The 15,315-nt window shown below is 72.0% G+C and carries 11 protein-coding genes; 10 read left to right on the top strand and 1 reads right to left on the bottom strand.

Annotated features, from left to right (window positions below; all coding sequences use genetic code 11):
* Positions 1-44: 44 nt before the first annotated feature.
* The 3 genes from EL340_RS07045 to mobA all read left to right on the top strand — a co-directional run bounded on the left by EL340_RS07045 (position 45) and on the right by mobA (position 2,767).
* Positions 45-1,454, top strand: a complete 1,410-nt coding sequence (locus EL340_RS07045; protein WP_126414016.1) for a molybdopterin molybdotransferase MoeA — start codon at positions 45-47, stop codon at positions 1,452-1,454.
* A gap of 106 nt (positions 1,455-1,560) precedes the next feature.
* A complete protein-coding gene (moaC, locus tag EL340_RS07050; RefSeq protein ID WP_126414017.1) occupies positions 1,561-2,055 on the top strand; it encodes a cyclic pyranopterin monophosphate synthase MoaC in 495 nt (164 codons plus the stop codon).
* The gene (gene mobA, locus EL340_RS07055) at positions 2,042-2,767 is read left to right on the top strand and encodes a molybdenum cofactor guanylyltransferase (protein ID WP_408608573.1); all 726 of its coding nucleotides are present in this window, start codon (positions 2,042-2,044) and stop codon (positions 2,765-2,767) included. The genes moaC and mobA overlap by 14 nt, the downstream gene beginning before the upstream one ends.
* Positions 2,768-2,845: 78 nt before the next feature.
* On the opposite strand, the gene EL340_RS07060 is transcribed toward mobA, so the two are convergent.
* Positions 2,846-3,379, bottom strand: coding sequence for a MogA/MoaB family molybdenum cofactor biosynthesis protein (locus EL340_RS07060; RefSeq protein WP_126414018.1), 534 nt, complete (start codon positions 3,377-3,379; stop codon positions 2,846-2,848).
* A 294-nt stretch (positions 3,380-3,673) separates the two neighbouring features.
* Here EL340_RS07060 and EL340_RS07065 point away from each other — a divergent pair, with 294 nt between their 5' ends.
* From EL340_RS07065 to EL340_RS07095, 7 genes are all read left to right on the top strand, one after another.
* Complete coding sequence (locus EL340_RS07065; RefSeq protein WP_126414019.1) at positions 3,674-5,002, top strand: MFS transporter; 1,329 nt, start codon at positions 3,674-3,676, stop codon at positions 5,000-5,002.
* 57 nt (positions 5,003-5,059) lie between these two features.
* Positions 5,060-8,836, top strand: a complete 3,777-nt coding sequence (locus EL340_RS07070; protein WP_126414020.1) for a nitrate reductase subunit alpha — start codon at positions 5,060-5,062, stop codon at positions 8,834-8,836.
* Entirely contained in the window at positions 8,836-10,578 is a 1,743-nt protein-coding gene (gene narH, locus EL340_RS07075) for a nitrate reductase subunit beta (protein WP_232023260.1), read from the top strand. Before EL340_RS07070 ends, narH begins: the two co-directional genes overlap by 1 nt.
* A gap of 1 nt (position 10,579) precedes the next feature.
* Positions 10,580-11,341, top strand: a complete 762-nt coding sequence (gene narJ, locus EL340_RS07080; RefSeq protein WP_126414021.1) for a nitrate reductase molybdenum cofactor assembly chaperone — start codon at positions 10,580-10,582, stop codon at positions 11,339-11,341.
* Position 11,342: 1 nt separating this feature from the next.
* The gene (gene narI / locus EL340_RS07085; RefSeq protein WP_126414022.1) at positions 11,343-12,131 is read left to right on the top strand and encodes a respiratory nitrate reductase subunit gamma; all 789 of its coding nucleotides are present in this window, start codon (positions 11,343-11,345) and stop codon (positions 12,129-12,131) included.
* A gap of 37 nt (positions 12,132-12,168) precedes the next feature.
* The gene (modA, locus tag EL340_RS07090) at positions 12,169-13,080 is read left to right on the top strand and encodes a molybdate ABC transporter substrate-binding protein (RefSeq protein WP_126414023.1); all 912 of its coding nucleotides are present in this window, start codon (positions 12,169-12,171) and stop codon (positions 13,078-13,080) included.
* Between the two features lie 70 nt (positions 13,081-13,150).
* Complete coding sequence (locus tag EL340_RS07095) at positions 13,151-15,265, top strand: ABC transporter permease (protein WP_197722397.1); 2,115 nt, start codon at positions 13,151-13,153, stop codon at positions 15,263-15,265.
* Positions 15,266-15,315: the final 50 nt, after the last annotated feature.

Consider the following 15,315-nt stretch of genomic DNA (forward strand, 5'->3'; position numbering starts at 1 on the left):
GTGGCCCAGTCAGGCTCGTTGAGACTCGTGGAGAAAGGACCGCTATGGCGCAGCTGATCCCTCTGGAGGACTACGTCGCCCAGGTGCTGGAGCCGCTCGTGCCCCTGGAGGGCGAGCGCGTGGCGCTGGCCGAGGCGCACGGGCGGGTGCTGGCCGAGGACGTGGTCGCGGCCGTCCCGGTGCCGCCGTGGACGAACTCGGCGATGGACGGCTATGCGGTGCGCGCCGAGCAGACGAGCGGTGCCTCGCCGCAGGCGCCGGTGGTGCTGCCGGTGACCGGGGACGTGCCGGCGGGTGCCGCACCGGCCCCGTTGGTCCCGAGCAGCGCGCAGCGGATCATGACCGGGGCGATGCTGCCCGAGGGTGCCGACGCCGTGGTCAAGGTGGAGGACACCGATCAGGCTGCCGGCCCGCACCCGCTGCCGGGGCGCGTCGAGATCCGCGCGGAGGTCGGACCGGGAACGAATGTGCGCGGCGCCGGAGAGGACGTGCGCGCGGGCGACCCGGTCATGGCGGCGGGGACGAGGCTGTCCGCCACCGGGCTCTCCGCCCTGGCCTCCGTGGGGCTGGGATCGGTGCGGGTGCCGCCGCGGGTGCGCGTGGCCGTGGTCTCCACCGGCGCCGAGCTGCGCGACGCCGGGCAGGCACTCACCCCCGGCACGATCCCGGACTCCAACGGCCTGCTGCTGGCCGGCCTGGTCGCCGAGCACGGGGCCCTGTGCACGGGCGTGGACCGAAGCGGCGACACGGCCGAGGACCTGGCCGTGGTGCTGCGCCGGGCCGCGGACAGCGCCGACCTCATCGTCACCTCCGGGGGCGTGTCCGCGGGGGCCTTCGACCCCTTGACGATGCTGGCCCGGCAGGAGCGGGGCGGGCAGGCTCAGGTGCGTCTGGACTTCGTCAAGGTGGCCATGCAGCCGGGCAAGCCCCAGGGTCACGGCTGGGTGCGCGCCGACGACGGCCGGCGGGTTCCGATCATCTGCCTGCCGGGCAACCCGGTGAGCGTCCTGGTCTCCTTCACCACGATCGTGGCCCCGGCGCTGGCGCGCCTGGCCGGGCAGGACGCCGAGGGGAGCGCCGCATGGCGTACTGGGACGCCCCCGGGCTGTCCCCCGCTGACGGCACGCGCGGCGGCGGCCTGGCGGACGCCGCCGGGTCGACGGCAGCACGTGCCGGTGCGCTTCACCGCCCCGCCCACTCACCCGACCGCTGCGGAAGACGGTTCCGAAGACCGCTCCAAGGACGGTGCCGGGACCGGTGAGGGTCTGCCCTGGGTGACGCCCACCCACCGGCTGGGCTCGGGCTCGCACCTGGTGGCCTCTCTGCCCGCCGCGCAGGCGCTGGCGGTCGTGGGCGCCGAGGTCGAGGCGGTCGACGTCGGCGACGAGCTGGCCCTCATCCCCCTGTATCCCCCTGGCAGGACCGGTCCCGCCGGTACGCGCGGACGCACCTGAGGGCCCGCGGACGGCCCCCGCGGGTGCGCCGTCAATGCCTATGGTGCGTCCGCGACGAGCAGCCCCACGCCCTCCCATCCACCCCATCCACTCAAGGAGCCTCGTCATGGAACCCCGCCCAGAGATCACCCTGACCCACCTCGATGAGGCCGGCGCCGCCTACATGGTGGACGTCACCGCCAAGACCCCGACCGTCCGTGAGGCCCGGGCCACTGCCTTCGTGGCCTGCTCGGAGGCGATCGTGACCGCCCTGCGCGAGGGCTCGGTCCCCAAGGGCGACGTACTCGCCGTGGCGCGCATCGCCGGGATCGCGGCGACGAAGAAGGTCCCCGAGCTGCTGCCGCTGGCGCACGTCATCGGCGTGCACGGGGCGCGCGTGGACCTGGAGGTCGCCGACGGCGGCGTGCGCATCGAGGCAACCGTGCGCACGGCCGACCGTACCGGGGTGGAGATGGAGGCGCTCACCGCCGCCACCGTGGCGGGCCTGGCGATCGTCGACATGGTCAAGGGCGTGGACCGCGGCGTCGAGCTGCGCGAGGCCAAGGTGGTGGCCAAGTCCGGGGGCCGCTCCGGGGACTGGGTGCGCGGTGACGGCGCCTGACCGGCCGGCGGACCGCGGCCCCAGGGCCGCCAAGGACACCTGGGCCGCCGGCACCGGCTCTGCCGCCTCTGCCGCGGGCACGGCCGCTCCCCCTGGTGGGTTCGCCATCGACGTCGTCGTGCTGGCCGGAGGGACCGGCAGGCGGCTGGATGGGGCCTCCAAGCCCGACGTCGTCGCCCGCGGGGCGCGCCTGCTCGACCACGTCCTGGCAGGCCTGGAACAGCTGCGGGGACAGGGCCTCCTGCTGGGGCACGTGTGCGTCGTCGCGCCTGAGGAGGTGGCACTGCCCGATGGCATCCTGCGGGCACTGGAGGACCCGCCGCTGGGCGGGCCGGTCGCCGGGATCGCGGCCGGTCTGGCGCGCCTGAGCCAGTGCGAACCGGCTGCCGGGCCGGCCGGCGTCCTCACCTGCGACGCCCCGTCCTCGTGGCGGGCGCTGCCGGCCCTCATCGAGGCGCTGCGTGACGGCGAGCGGGAGCTCGACGGCGCCTGCGCCCGGGTTGGCGACCACACCCAGTACCTGCTGGGCCTCTACCGCCGCCGGGCACTGGCCGCGGCGGTCGCCCCGGGCGGGACGCCACTGCGCGATGTGGCCGTCCGCCGGGCTCTCGGGGCCCTGCGGGTCACGGCGCTGCCCGTGCCGCAGGGCGTCGTGCGGGACCTGGACACCTGGGCCGAGGTCCGCGCCTGGGACTCCGGCACGCCGGAGTAGCAGGTCCTCGCCACCGTCACCGAGGTAGGACAGCGGCAAGGCAGCGGTAGGACAGCGGTGAGGCAGGCGGTGCGGGGCTCAGTGGTCCCCGCCGCCGAGCTGCTCAAGGACGTGGGGCACCAGGGGGCCGATGACGGCGACGGTGTCCTTGACCCCGCCGCGTGAGCCGGGGGCGTTGACGACCAGGGCGCCGTCGTCGCCGCGGGAGGTCACTCCCACCAGGCCGCGCGACAGGCCGGCCAGCGGGGTCTTGCTCAGGCCGTGGGCGCGGACCTGGGCCTCGATGCCCTCCAGCCGGGTCGTCAGCAGCGGGGCCGTGGCCTCTGGGGTGAGGTCGCGCGGCGTGACCCCGGTGCCACCCGTGGTCAGGACGACCCGGGCGCCGGCGGCCACCGCCCGCGTGATCGCCTCGCGCACCGGCTCGACGCCGTCGGGCACGAGGTCCACGGCGTCGACGACGACGTCGTGCTCGGCCAGGAGGCGCTGGGCCAGCGGGCCGGAGAGGTCCTCGCGCTCCCCGCTGACGCAGCGGTCGGACACGGTGATGACGGCGCCCTTGACGGGCTCGGGCAGGGGCACGAGGCCCTTCTGGACGATCGGGGTCTGGCTCATGGACTCACCGTAGCCCCACGTGCCCGGCTGGTCCCGACAAGGTCAGGACCAGCCGGTCGACAGAATTAAGTGACACCTATTCTTCCTATTTTAAGCCATATTTATTCCGTCTCGAAAACCGTTTCTCCCAGCATTCCCAGGGGATGCGGCCGCACCCTGGAGGAAGATTCCCCGACATGCATCATGAGTGACGTGCGCCTCCGCGCACTCACCGACACCTTCACAGACACCTTCACACCGCCTCCGGTCACGGCGCCGTCGCCCAGGTGACCGAGCCCCACACACAGGAGCCCCATGTCCACGCTCGACACCTCCGGACGCGTCCTCACGGGGTGGAACCCCGAGGAGCCCGAGAACTGGTCCGCGAAGATCGCCTGGACCACCCTGGCGATCACCACCTTCTCCCTCATGCTGGGATTCACGGTCTGGTTCCTGCCCAGCGCCATCGCCCCCAGGCTCAATGAGATCGGCTTCCACCTGACCAAGAACCAGATCTACTGGATCACCTCCATGCCGGGGCTGTCCTGCGGGGCCCTGCGCCTGGTCTACATGTTCCTGCCCGCCACCATCGGCACGCGCAGGATGATCGGCTGGTCCTCCCTGCTCTACATCCTGCCGATGCTCGGCTGGTTCTTCGCCGTGCAGAACCCGGGCACCTCCTTCGGGGTGCTGCTAGCCCTGTCCTTCACCTGCGGCATCGGGGCCGCCACCTTCTCCGGCTACATGCCCTCGACCGGCTTCTACTTCCCCAAGCGCCTGGCGGGCACGGCCCTGGGCCTCCAGGGAGGCCTGGGCAACATGGGCATGAGCGTCATCCAGCTGGCCGCGCCCTTCCTGATGAGCACGAGCCTGCTGGGCCTGACCTGGGTCGCGCCCCACCACGAGGGCGCCCCCATGGTCGTCAACGCCACCGTGTTCTTCCTGCCCTGGTCCCTCATCGCGGCCGCCCTGACCTTCCGCTACATCAAGGACGTCCCGGTCAAGGCCAACATCAGGGAGCAGATGGACATCTTCGGCAACGTCGACACCTGGCTCATGACGGTGCTGTACATCATGACCTTCGGCGTCTTCTCCGGCTTCGCCGCCCAGACCGCCAACATCATCAACAACAACTACGGGGCCGGCTCCCACCTGGCCAAGAGCTTCGCCGCCTCCGAGCTGCCCCAGGGCGCCTCCTACGCCTTCATCGGCACCCTTATCGGCTCCTTCCTGCGCTTCGCCTGGGGCCCCCTGTGCGACCGCTTCGGCGGGGCCATCTGGACCTTCGTCTCGGCGATCGGCATGGCCGTCACGATGGCCTGGTGCGGCTACCTGGTCGCGGGCGCGGACGACCCGGCCGACTTCACCGTCTTCATGATCGGACTGCTGGCCATGTTCTTCTTCGCCGGAGTCGGCAACGCCTCGACCTTCAAGCAGATGCCGATGATCATGCCCAAGCGACAGGCCGGCGGCGCCATCGGATTCACCGCCGCCGTCGCCTCGCTGGGGCCCTTCCTGGTCGGGATCGCGCTCACCCTCATGCCCACGCACGTCTTCTTCTACGGCTGCGCGGCCTTCTGCGTCGTGTGCGCCGTCATCTGCTGGGTCCGCTACGCCGCCCCCGGCGCCAAGCGCCCGGGCTGACCCTCCCGCCCGCCGCCACCAGCCTCGAAGGCCCCTTTCACGAACCAAGGACCACTGATGACTACCACCGGCACCCAGCCCACCGGCCCCGGGATCGTCCCGGGCCCCGACCACCAGGTCGAGGAGACCCCCGGACTGTTCACGCTGGGCTCCTACCTGCGTCGGGGGCAGGCCTCGGCCGACGCCCGCCGCCTGTTCCTGACCGGCGGGCGCGAGTCCGACACCTTCTACCGGCACCGGTGGAGCCACGACAAGATGGTCCACTCCACCCACGGGGTCAACTGCACCGGCTCGTGCGCCTGGGAGGTCTACGTCTCCGACGGCATCATCACCTGGGAGAAGCAGATCACCGACTACCCCACCACGGGTCCGGACATGCCCGAGTACGAGCCGCGGGGCTGCCCGCGCGGCGCGGCCTTCTCCTGGTACACCTACTCCCCCACGCGCATCCGCTACCCCTACGTGCGCTCGGTCCTGCTGGACGCCTTCCGCGCCGCGAAGGCCGCCAACAATGACGACCCGGTGGCCGCCTGGGCGCAGGTCACCGGTGACCCGACCACCGCCAGGGCCTACAAGTCCGCCCGGGGCAAGGGCGGCATGGTGCGCGTGGGCTGGGACGAGGCCATGGAGATCGTCGCGGCGGCCTACGTCCACACCATCCGCACCTGGGGCCCGGACCGCATCGCCGGCTTCTCCGTCATCCCGGCCATGTCCCAGGTCTCCTACGGAGCCGGCGGGCGCCTCCACGAGCTCATCGGCGCCACGATGCTCTCCTTCTACGACTGGTACGCCGACCTGCCCCCGGCCTCCCCGCAGGTCTTCGGCGACCAGACCGACGTCCCCGAGGCCGGGGACTGGTACAACTCCCAGTACCTCATGATGTGGGGCTCCAACCTGCCCCTGACCCGCACCCCGGACGCCCACTTCATGACCGAGGCCCGCTACCACGGGCAGAAGGTCGTGGCCGTCTCCCCGGACTACGCCGACAACACGAAGTTCGCCGACCAGTGGCTGCGCGTGGCCCCGGGCACCGACGGCGCCCTGGCCCAGGCGATGGGGCACGTCATCCTCAAGGAGTTCCACGTCGCTCGCCGCGAGCCCTTCTTCCTGGACTACATGCGCCGCCACACCGACTCCCCCTTCCTCATCGGGCTGGAGCCCTCCCCCGACGGCACCGGTTACGTGCCCGGCCGCTTCGTGACGGCCTCCGAGGTCGACGGCGTCGCCACCGGCGCCCCGAGGAACGAGTTCCGCCCGCTCGTGTGGGACCGCAGGCGCGGCCCGGCCGACCCCGGCGGCACCCTGGCGGACCGCTTCACCCCCGAGGGCGAGGGCCGGTGGAACCTGCTCATGGAGGGCGTCGACCCGGTCATGAGCATCCTGGACCTGCACGACCAGGGCCCTAGGGTCCAGGCCGCCGAGGTCCTCCTGCCCCGCTTCGACCTGCCCGGCTCGGCCACCCCCGAGGGCTCGGTGGGCGGCGGCGTCGTGCGCCGCGGGGTCCCGGTCACGCGGATCGGGGAGCGCCTGGTCACCACCGTCTACGACCTGCTCCTGGCCCAGTACGCCGTCGAGCGGCCGAGCATGCCGGGCCACTGGCCCGCGGACTACCAGGACGCCACCGTGCCGGGCACCCCCGCCTGGGCCAGCGAGATCACCGGCGTGCCCGGCCCGGCCATCATCCGGGTGGCGCGCGACTTCGCCCTCAACGCCGTGGAGTCAGGAGGCCGCTCCCAGATCGTCATGGGCGCCGGCATCAACCACTACTACCACGCCGACCAGATCTACCGGACGATCCTGGCGCTGACCTCCATGTGCGCCACCCAGGGCGTCAACGGCGGCGGCTGGGCCCACTACGTGGGTCAGGAGAAGGTGCGCCCGCTCAGCGGCTTCCAGCAGTACGCCTTCGCCCTGGACTGGCACCGCCCGGCCCGGCAGATGATCTCCACCGGCTTCTGGTACATCACCACCGACCAGTGGCGCTACGACACCACATCGGCCGAGCGCCTGGCCTCGCCGCTGGGGCCGGGGAGCCTGGCGGGCAAGACGACGACCGACACGATGGTCGAGGCCATGAAGCGCGGGTGGACGCCGTCCTACCCGACCTTCAACCGCAGCCCGCTGCTGCTGGGCCAGCAGGCCGCCGAGGCCGGGATGGACCCCAAGGACTACGTCGTCGAGCAATTGCGCTCCGGTGAGCTGCGCTTCGCCTGCGAGGACCCCGACGCCCCCGAGAACTTCCCCCGCATCCTGTGCTCGTGGCGCACCAACCTGCTGGGCAGCTCGGCCAAGGGCACGGAGTTCTTCCTGCGCCACATGGTGGGGGCGGACAACGACGTCAACGCCGTCGAGACCCCGCCCGGTCAGCGGCCCGCCTCGGTGACGTGGCGCGAGCAGGCCCCGGTCGGCAAGCTCGACCTCATGTGGACCGCGGACTTCCGCAACACCTCCACCACCCTGCACTCCGACGTCGTCCTGCCGGCGGCCACCTGGTACGAGAAGCACGACATCTCCTCGACCGACATGCACCCCTTCGTGCACTCCTTCAACGCGGCCATCGACCCGCCGTGGGAGGCGCGCACCGACTTCCAGGTCTTCCAGGCCCTGGCCGGGCTCATCTCCGCCTGGGCGCCGCGCTACCTGGGCACCCAGACCGACGTCGTGGCCGCGCCGCTCAACCACGACACCCCCGACGCCATGACCATGGCGCACGGCGACGTCTCGGCCCTGCCCCAGGAGTGGGTGCCGGGGGTGACGATGCCCAAGCTCGTGCCCACCCAGCGCGACTACACCCAGATCCGGGCCAAGTTCGACGCCCTGGGCCCCCTGGCCGAGAAGCTGGGGCTGCCGTGCAAGGGCATCATGCTGAGGCCCGGCCCGGAGGTGGAGCGCCTGGCCCGCAACCACGGGGTCTCCACCGACGGCCAGGCGGCCGGCCGGCCCCTGATCGACACCGACATCCGCGCCGCCGACGCGATCTTCGCCCTGTCGGGCACCACCAACGGGCGCATCTCCACCGAGGGCTGGGAGACGCTGTCCCAGCGCACCGGCACCACGCTGGTCGAGCTCAGCGAGGAGGAGGCCGGCAAGCTCATCACCTTCGCCGACACCCAGGTCAAGCCCCAGGGCGTCATCACCTCCCCGGAGTGGTCCGGCTCGGAGCACGGCGGACGGCGCTACTCGGCCTTCGTGGTCAACGTGGAGCACGCCAAGCCCTGGCACACGCTGACCGGGCGCATGCACTACTACCTCGACCACGACTGGATGCTGGACATGGGCGAGGCCCTGCCGATCTTCCGACCGCCGTTGGACTTCCACGCCCTCTACGGGGAGGCCGCCCCCGGCTCGGTGGGCACGAGCCGGGCGGGAACGGCGGAGGTGGCGGTGCGCTACATCACCGCGCACAACAAGTGGGCGATCCACTCCCAGTACTTCGACAACCTGCACATGCTCACGCTGGGACGCGGGGGCCAGACCATCTGGATGAGTCCCCAGGACGCCGACAAGATCGGCGTCAAGGACAACGAGTGGGTCGAGGCCTACAACCGCAACGGCATCGTGGCGGCCCGAGCCATCGTCTCCCACCGCATCCCCGAGGGCATGGTCTTCATGCACCACGCCCAGGAGCGCACCATGAACACCCCGCTGACCGAGTCCAGCGGCCGGCGCGGGGGCACGCACAACTCGCTGACCCGGATCGTGCTCAAGCCCAGTCACTTCGCCGGCGGCTACGCGCAGCTGTCCTACGCCTTCAACTACATCGGCCCCACGGGCAACAACCGCGACGAGGTCACGCTCATCCGTCGCCGCAGCAACCAGGAGGTGACGTTCTGATGAAGGTCATGGCCCAGATCGCGATGGTGATGAACCTGGACAAGTGCATCGGCTGCCACACCTGCTCAGTGACCTGCAAGCAGGCCTGGACCAACCGCGAGGGCACCGAGTACATGTGGTTCAACAACGTCGAGACCCGTCCCGGCGTCGGCTACCCCAGGGGGTGGGAGGACCAGGACACCTGGCGCGGCGGCTGGGAGCGCACGGCCTCGGGCCGCCTGCGCCCCCGCTCGGGCGGGCGCCTGCGCCGGCTGGTCAACATCTTCGCCAACCCCGAGATGCCCACGGTCGAGGACTACTACGAGCCGTGGACCTACGAGTACGACCGTCTGCTCTCGGCTCCCAAGGACTCCCCGACCCTGCCGGTGGCCCGCGCCAGGAGCCAGCTGACGGGCGAGTACATGTCCACGATCCAGTGGGGCCCCAACTGGGACGACGACCTGGGCGGCTCCATGGAGACCCTTCAGCAGGACCCGGTCATCGAGGCCATGGGCACCAAGGTGCGCACCGACATCGAGTCGGCCTTCATGTTCTACCTGCCGCGCATCTGCGAGCACTGCCTCAACCCCACCTGCGTGTCCGCCTGCCCGTCGGGCGCCATGTACAAGCGCACCGAGGACGGCATCGTCCTGGTGGACCAGGACGCCTGCCGCGGCTGGCGCATGTGCGTGTCGGCCTGCCCCTACAAGAAGGTCTACTTCAACCACGCCACCGGCAAGGCCGAGAAGTGCACCCTGTGCTACCCGCGCCTGGAGGTCGGTGAGCCCACCGTGTGCTCGGAGACCTGCGTGGGTCGCCTGCGCTACCTGGGGGTCCTGCTCTACGACGCCGACCGGGTCTCCCAGGCCGCGGCCGTCAAGGACCCGCAGGACCTCTACATGGCTCAGCGCGAGATCCTCCTCGACCCCCACGACCCGCAGGTCGTGGCCGGGGCCCAGGCCGAGGGGATCCCCGCCAGCTGGGTGGAGGCGGCGCAGGCCTCCCCCATCTGGGACCTCATCGACACCTACGAGGTGGCCCTGCCGCTGCACCCCGAGTACCGCACCATGCCGATGGTCTGGTACATCCCGCCGCTCTCGCCGGTCGTTGACGAGGTGGCCGCCGCCGGCCTGGACGGTGAGGACCACAAGGTGCTGCTGACGGCCGTGTCCGAGATGCGCATCCCGCTGGAGTACCTGGCGGGCCTGTTCACGGCCGGTGAGACCAACACGGTCGAGCTCGTGCTGCGGCGCCTGGCCGCCATGCGCTCCCACATGCGCGACGTGCGCCTGGGCCGCGAGCCCGACCCGGCCATCGCCGCCGCCGTGGGTCTGAGCGGGCAGCGGCTCGAGGCCATGTACCGGCTGCTGGCCATCGCCAAGTACGACGACCGCTACGTCATCCCCACGACCAAGCCCGAGGTCCCGCGGGGCATGGCGGACATGGGCGACGACGTGCGGACCCTCCTGGGTGAGGGGGCGCCGGCGGGCTGTCACCCCGACGTCGCCTCCTTCCACGGCCAGGGCGGCGTCGGCAGCGGCCCGGTGAGCCTGCCGCTGCCGACCGTGCGCCGCGAGCCGGTGCCCGCCGCCGGCCCCGGGCTGCCGGGGATGCCGGAGGTCGGCGTGCCCGAGGTCATCGGCCAGGGATCACCGGGGTCGACGACGCGAGCCGGCACCCGCACGGGCTCGCGCGGCACCACCACCGGTTCCCGTACCGCCTCGACGGCCGGCCCGGTCCGTCCCGTCCCGAGGGACCGCTGAGATGGTCTCCTTCGTCCGCGCCCCGCGAGTCCTTGCGCCCCCTGCCGAGGTGCCGCTGGACGCCTCCCAGCGTGCCACCGTGCACATGGCGGCGGCCCTGCTCCTGGACTACCCGGTCGAGGGCACCCTGGCCGGGCGCCTGGACGCCGTCGAGGCCGAGCTGGATCGCCTGCCCGCGGAGGTGGCCGTCGTGCTGGAGGAGTTCATCAGCGTGGCCCGACGCCGCGGCGAGCGGGCCATGGCCGAGCACTACGTGGAGGTCTTCGACCGGCGTCGGCGCTGCTGCCTGTACCTGACGTACTACACGGTGGGCGACACCCGCCACCGGGGCGCCGCGCTGCTGGCCTTCAAGCAGGCGCTGGCCGCGGCCGGCTACGAGATGGCCGCCGATGAGCTGCCCGACTACCTGCCGGTGGTCCTCGAGCTGTCCGCCCGCAGCGGTGACGAGGTGGCCGATGCGCTCCTGTCCTCCCACCGCGAGGGCATCGAGGTGCTGCGCAGCGCCCTGGCCGACGCCGCCTCCCCCTACGCGGGGCTGGTGGAGGCGGTCTCGATGACCCTGCCGCGGATCGACGAGGCCACCGCCGAGCGCGTGCGCGCCCTCGTGGCGGCCGGACCGCCCACCGAGACCGTCGGTGTCACCAGCACCCTGCCCTTCCCGAGCGTTCCCGTGCGCCACCCGAACCTGTCCGGCCCGCCGACGACGCCGGCCCCCTCGCCGTTGACCGGCCCTTCCGCCCCACGAGCAGCCAGGAGAGCATGACATGAGCCCGATTCAGCAGAACCTCCTGTGGGTGGCCCTGCCCTACGCCAGTCTCGTGCTGCTGGTGGCCGGCATGGCCTGGCGGTGGCGCACCGACCAGTTCGGGTGGACCTCCCGGTCCTCCCAGTGGAACGAGTCGCGCATCCTGCGCCTGGCCTCGCCCCTGTTCCACCTGGGCTTCCTCATGGTCATGGGCGGGCACGTCGTCGGGCTGCTGGTGCCCAAGGACGTCACCGAGATGCTGGGCGTCTCCCAGCACATGTACCACCTGGGCGCCACCTACCTGGGCACGGCGGCGGCCATCATGACGATCCTGGGCCTGGCCGGGCTCATCTACCGGCGCGTCGTCGTCAAGAGCGTGCGCCTGGCCACCACCCGAAACGACCTGGTCATGTACTGCTTCCTCATCGTGCCGGTCCTGCTGGGGACGGCGGCCACGGTCCTCAACCAGCTCACCGATGAGCACGGCTACGACTACCGTGAGACCATCAGCCCCTGGCTGCGCTCGGTGCTGGTGCTCCAGCCTCGCCCCGAGCTCATGAGCGACGTGCCGGTCTCCTTCAAGCTCCACATCGTCGTGGGCTTCCTGCTCCTGGCGGTCTGGCCCTTCACCCGCCTGGTCCACGCGGTCTCCGCGCCCGTGGGCTACGTGACCCGCCCCTACGTGGTCTACCGCTCCCGCGAGGCGGCCACCTCCACCACCGCTCCCTCACGCGGATGGACCCTGGTGCGCACCCAGGGAACCGGCAACCAGGGGCTCAACGACATCACCCCCTCCCAAGGCGCCTGAACCGCTCGCCCCGACCTCGACAAGGAGACTCGGACTCATGAGTATCACCCACCGTGCAGCGATCGCCGCCGTCAGTATGATCTCCGCCTTCTCGCTGGCCGCCTGCGGCGGAGCCGCCAGCAACAGCTCCACCGGCGCCGCCACGGCAGCGGGATCCGGAAAGGCCACGGGCAAGGTCACGGTCCTGGCCGCCGCCTCCCTCCAGGATGCCTTCGAGGAGATCGAGAAGACCGTGGAGAAGGACAACCCCGGCCTGGACGTCACCTTCGACTTCCAGGGCTCCCAGGACCTCGTGACCTCGCTGGCCGGCGGCAACAGCGCCGACGTCCTGGCCACCGCCAACACCTCCACCATGAAGGACGCCGCGGACCAGAAGCTCGTCGGCACGCAGACCGAGTTCGCCACGAATGTCCTGACCCTCATCGTCCCCAAGGGCAACCCCAAGAACATCACCGGCCTGGACTCCTCGCTCGACGGCGCCAACCTGGTCGTCTGCGCCCCCGAGGTGCCCTGCGGCGAGGCCACCCAGAAGCTCGCCACCGCCCTGGGCGTCACCCTCAACCCGGTCTCCGAGGAGCAGAAGGTGACCGACGTGCGCGGCAAGGTCGAGTCCGGTGAGGCCGACGCCGGCATCGTCTACACCACCGACGCCGCGGCCGCCAAGGACAAGGCGGACAAGATCGACATCCCCGACGGCGGCGTCGTCAACCACTACCCGATCGCCCAGACCGCCAGCCCCGAGAACCCCGAGGGCGCCAAGGTCTTCATCGACGCCGTCACCGGCAAGACCGGCCAGGAGGTCCTGGCCAGGCACGGCTTCGGGGCTCCCGGTACCGCTACTGCCGGGGCGAGCACCGGCAGTAGCGGCGCTCCGTCTGCGGCCGCGACCGCCGGTGAGTCAAGCTCCCCGGAGGCGGACAAGCCCACCGTCGAGACGACGGCCCCGTGAGGGCTCACGCCGCTCGCGCAGCGCACGCTGTAGACGCTGTAGCCGCTGTAGACATGGCCCTGTGAACTCGATGCCCTCCACTGCGCGACCCTCACCGCAGTCGCGACCCGCCCGCGTCCTGACCCGGCGCGGGCGGGCTGCTCACTCACCGCTGCCGGTGCTTGTCACGGTGCTGGCGCTCCTGGGCGGCTGCGCGATCGTCCTGCCCCTGGTGGGCATGGGTACGCGCGTGTCCTGGGGGCAGCTGCCCCAGCTGCTGGCGACGCCGTCGGCCCGGACGGCCCTGTGGCTGTCGCTTCGCACCTGCGTGGCCTCCACGGCGGCCTGCGTGGTGCTGGGCGTGCCGCTGGCGCTGCTGCTGTCCCGCAGCTGGCCGGGCGTGCGGCTGGCGCGGGTCCTGGCGGTCCTGCCGATGACGATGCCGCCGGTGGTGGCCGGAATCGCGTTGCTGTCGACCCTGGGCAACCGCGGGATCCTGGGTGCCCAGCTGCGCCAGTGGGGCCTGCCCATCGCCTTCTCCACCACGGCGGTGGTCATCGCCCAGGTCTTCGTCTCCATGCCCTTCCTGGTGGTGACCCTGGAGGCGGCGCTGCGCAGCCGCGACGGGCGGGCCGAGACGGTCGCCCGGAGCCTGGGGGCGGGGCCGTGGCGGGTCCTGGTCCAGGTCACGCTGCCGCTGGCGGCCCCGGCGCTGGCTCGTGGCACCGCCCTGGCCCTGGGCCGGAGCCTGGGCGAGTTCGGGGCGACGATCGCCTTCGCCGGCTCCAAGGAGGGGGTCACCCGCACGATGCCGCTGGCCATCTACCTGGAGCGGGAGAAGGACACGGCCACCTCACTGGCTCTGGCGGCCGTGCTCATCGCTCTGTCCTTCCTCATCGTCGGGGCGACCACCGTGGACTGGTCCCGTCTGGCCGGCTCGCTGCGCCCCGCCCCTGTGGACCGTTCCGAGGGAGTACACCCGTTGGCACCCACCGCCGAGGCTCTCGTCTCTGCTGAGCCCGACGCTGCCGCAGGCTTCACGGGCTCCCACCGCGCCGCACCGGTCAGGGGGCCTGCACGGGGCCAGGACCTGCGTGTCGCCTTCGCGCTGGAGGCGCGCGACGTCGTCGTCGACCTGAAGGTGGGGGCCGGGCGCACGGTGGCACTCATCGGACCCAACGGCTCGGGCAAGTCGACGGTCTGCTCCGTGGTGGCGGGTCTGCTGGACGCCGAGCGCGGCCATGTGCTCCTGGGCGGGCGGGTCCTGGACGACCCCGGGCGCTTCGTGCGGGCGGGGCGCCGTCGGGTGGCGCTGCTCAGCCAGGACCCGGGGGTCTTCACCCACATGTCGGTCCTGGGCAACGTGGTCTTCGCACTGCGCTGCCAGGGGGTGGGCCGGGGCGAGGCTATCCGTCGGGCCCGGGCCGAGCTGGCCGCCGTCGGGGCCACTCACCTGGTCTCCCGCCCGGGCGGAGCGCTCTCGGGCGGGCAGGCCGCCCGCGTGGCCCTGGCCCGGGCTCTGGCAACGGGCCCGCGCCTGCTGGTTCTCGATGAGCCGATGTCGGCCCTAGACGTGACGGCCCGCCAGGAGATGCGCCGCCTGGTGGCGCGCCGGTGCGCCGAGGAGGGCCTGACGCTGCTGCTGGTGACGCACGACGTCCTGGACCTGGCGGCGATGGCCGAGGACGTCGTCGTCCTGGACCGGGGCCGGGTGGTGGAGCAGGGGCCGACGGCGCGGGTGCTGTCCGCGCCGCGCTCGGACTTCGTCGCCCGCCTGACGGGGACGGCCGTGCTCACGGGTGTTCTCAACGGCGAGGCCGGGGCCCCGGCCTTGAGGCTGCCCTCGGGGCGGGTCGTTCACGGTCGCCCGCAGGAAGGCCCTGCCGAGGACAATGCGGGCGGTCAGGCCGATCGGGACGGGGCCCGTCACCCCGGTGCCCCCGGTATCGCGCTGGTGCCGCCCGACGCCGTCGCCCTCTATCGCGAGGCCCCGCACGGCAGTCCCCGCAACGTCCTGGCCAGCCGGGTGACGGGGCTGGAGCGCTCCGGGACTCTGGTGAGCGTGCACCTGGAGCTGGAGGAGGGCCAGCACCTGTCGGCGGCGGTCACGGCGGGGGCCGTTGCCGAGCTCGGCATCACCGAGGGCCGGGAGGTCCTCTGCGTCATCAAGGCGGTGCAGGTGCGCATCGTGGGCCGCCGGGCTTGATACCTCCAGCACCGGAGATCAAGACAGCATCAACGAGGAGCGAATAGAGA

This window comes from Actinomyces viscosus, from assembly GCF_900637975.1.
In the GTDB taxonomy this organism is placed as follows: Bacteria; Actinomycetota; Actinomycetes; order Actinomycetales; family Actinomycetaceae; genus Actinomyces; species Actinomyces viscosus.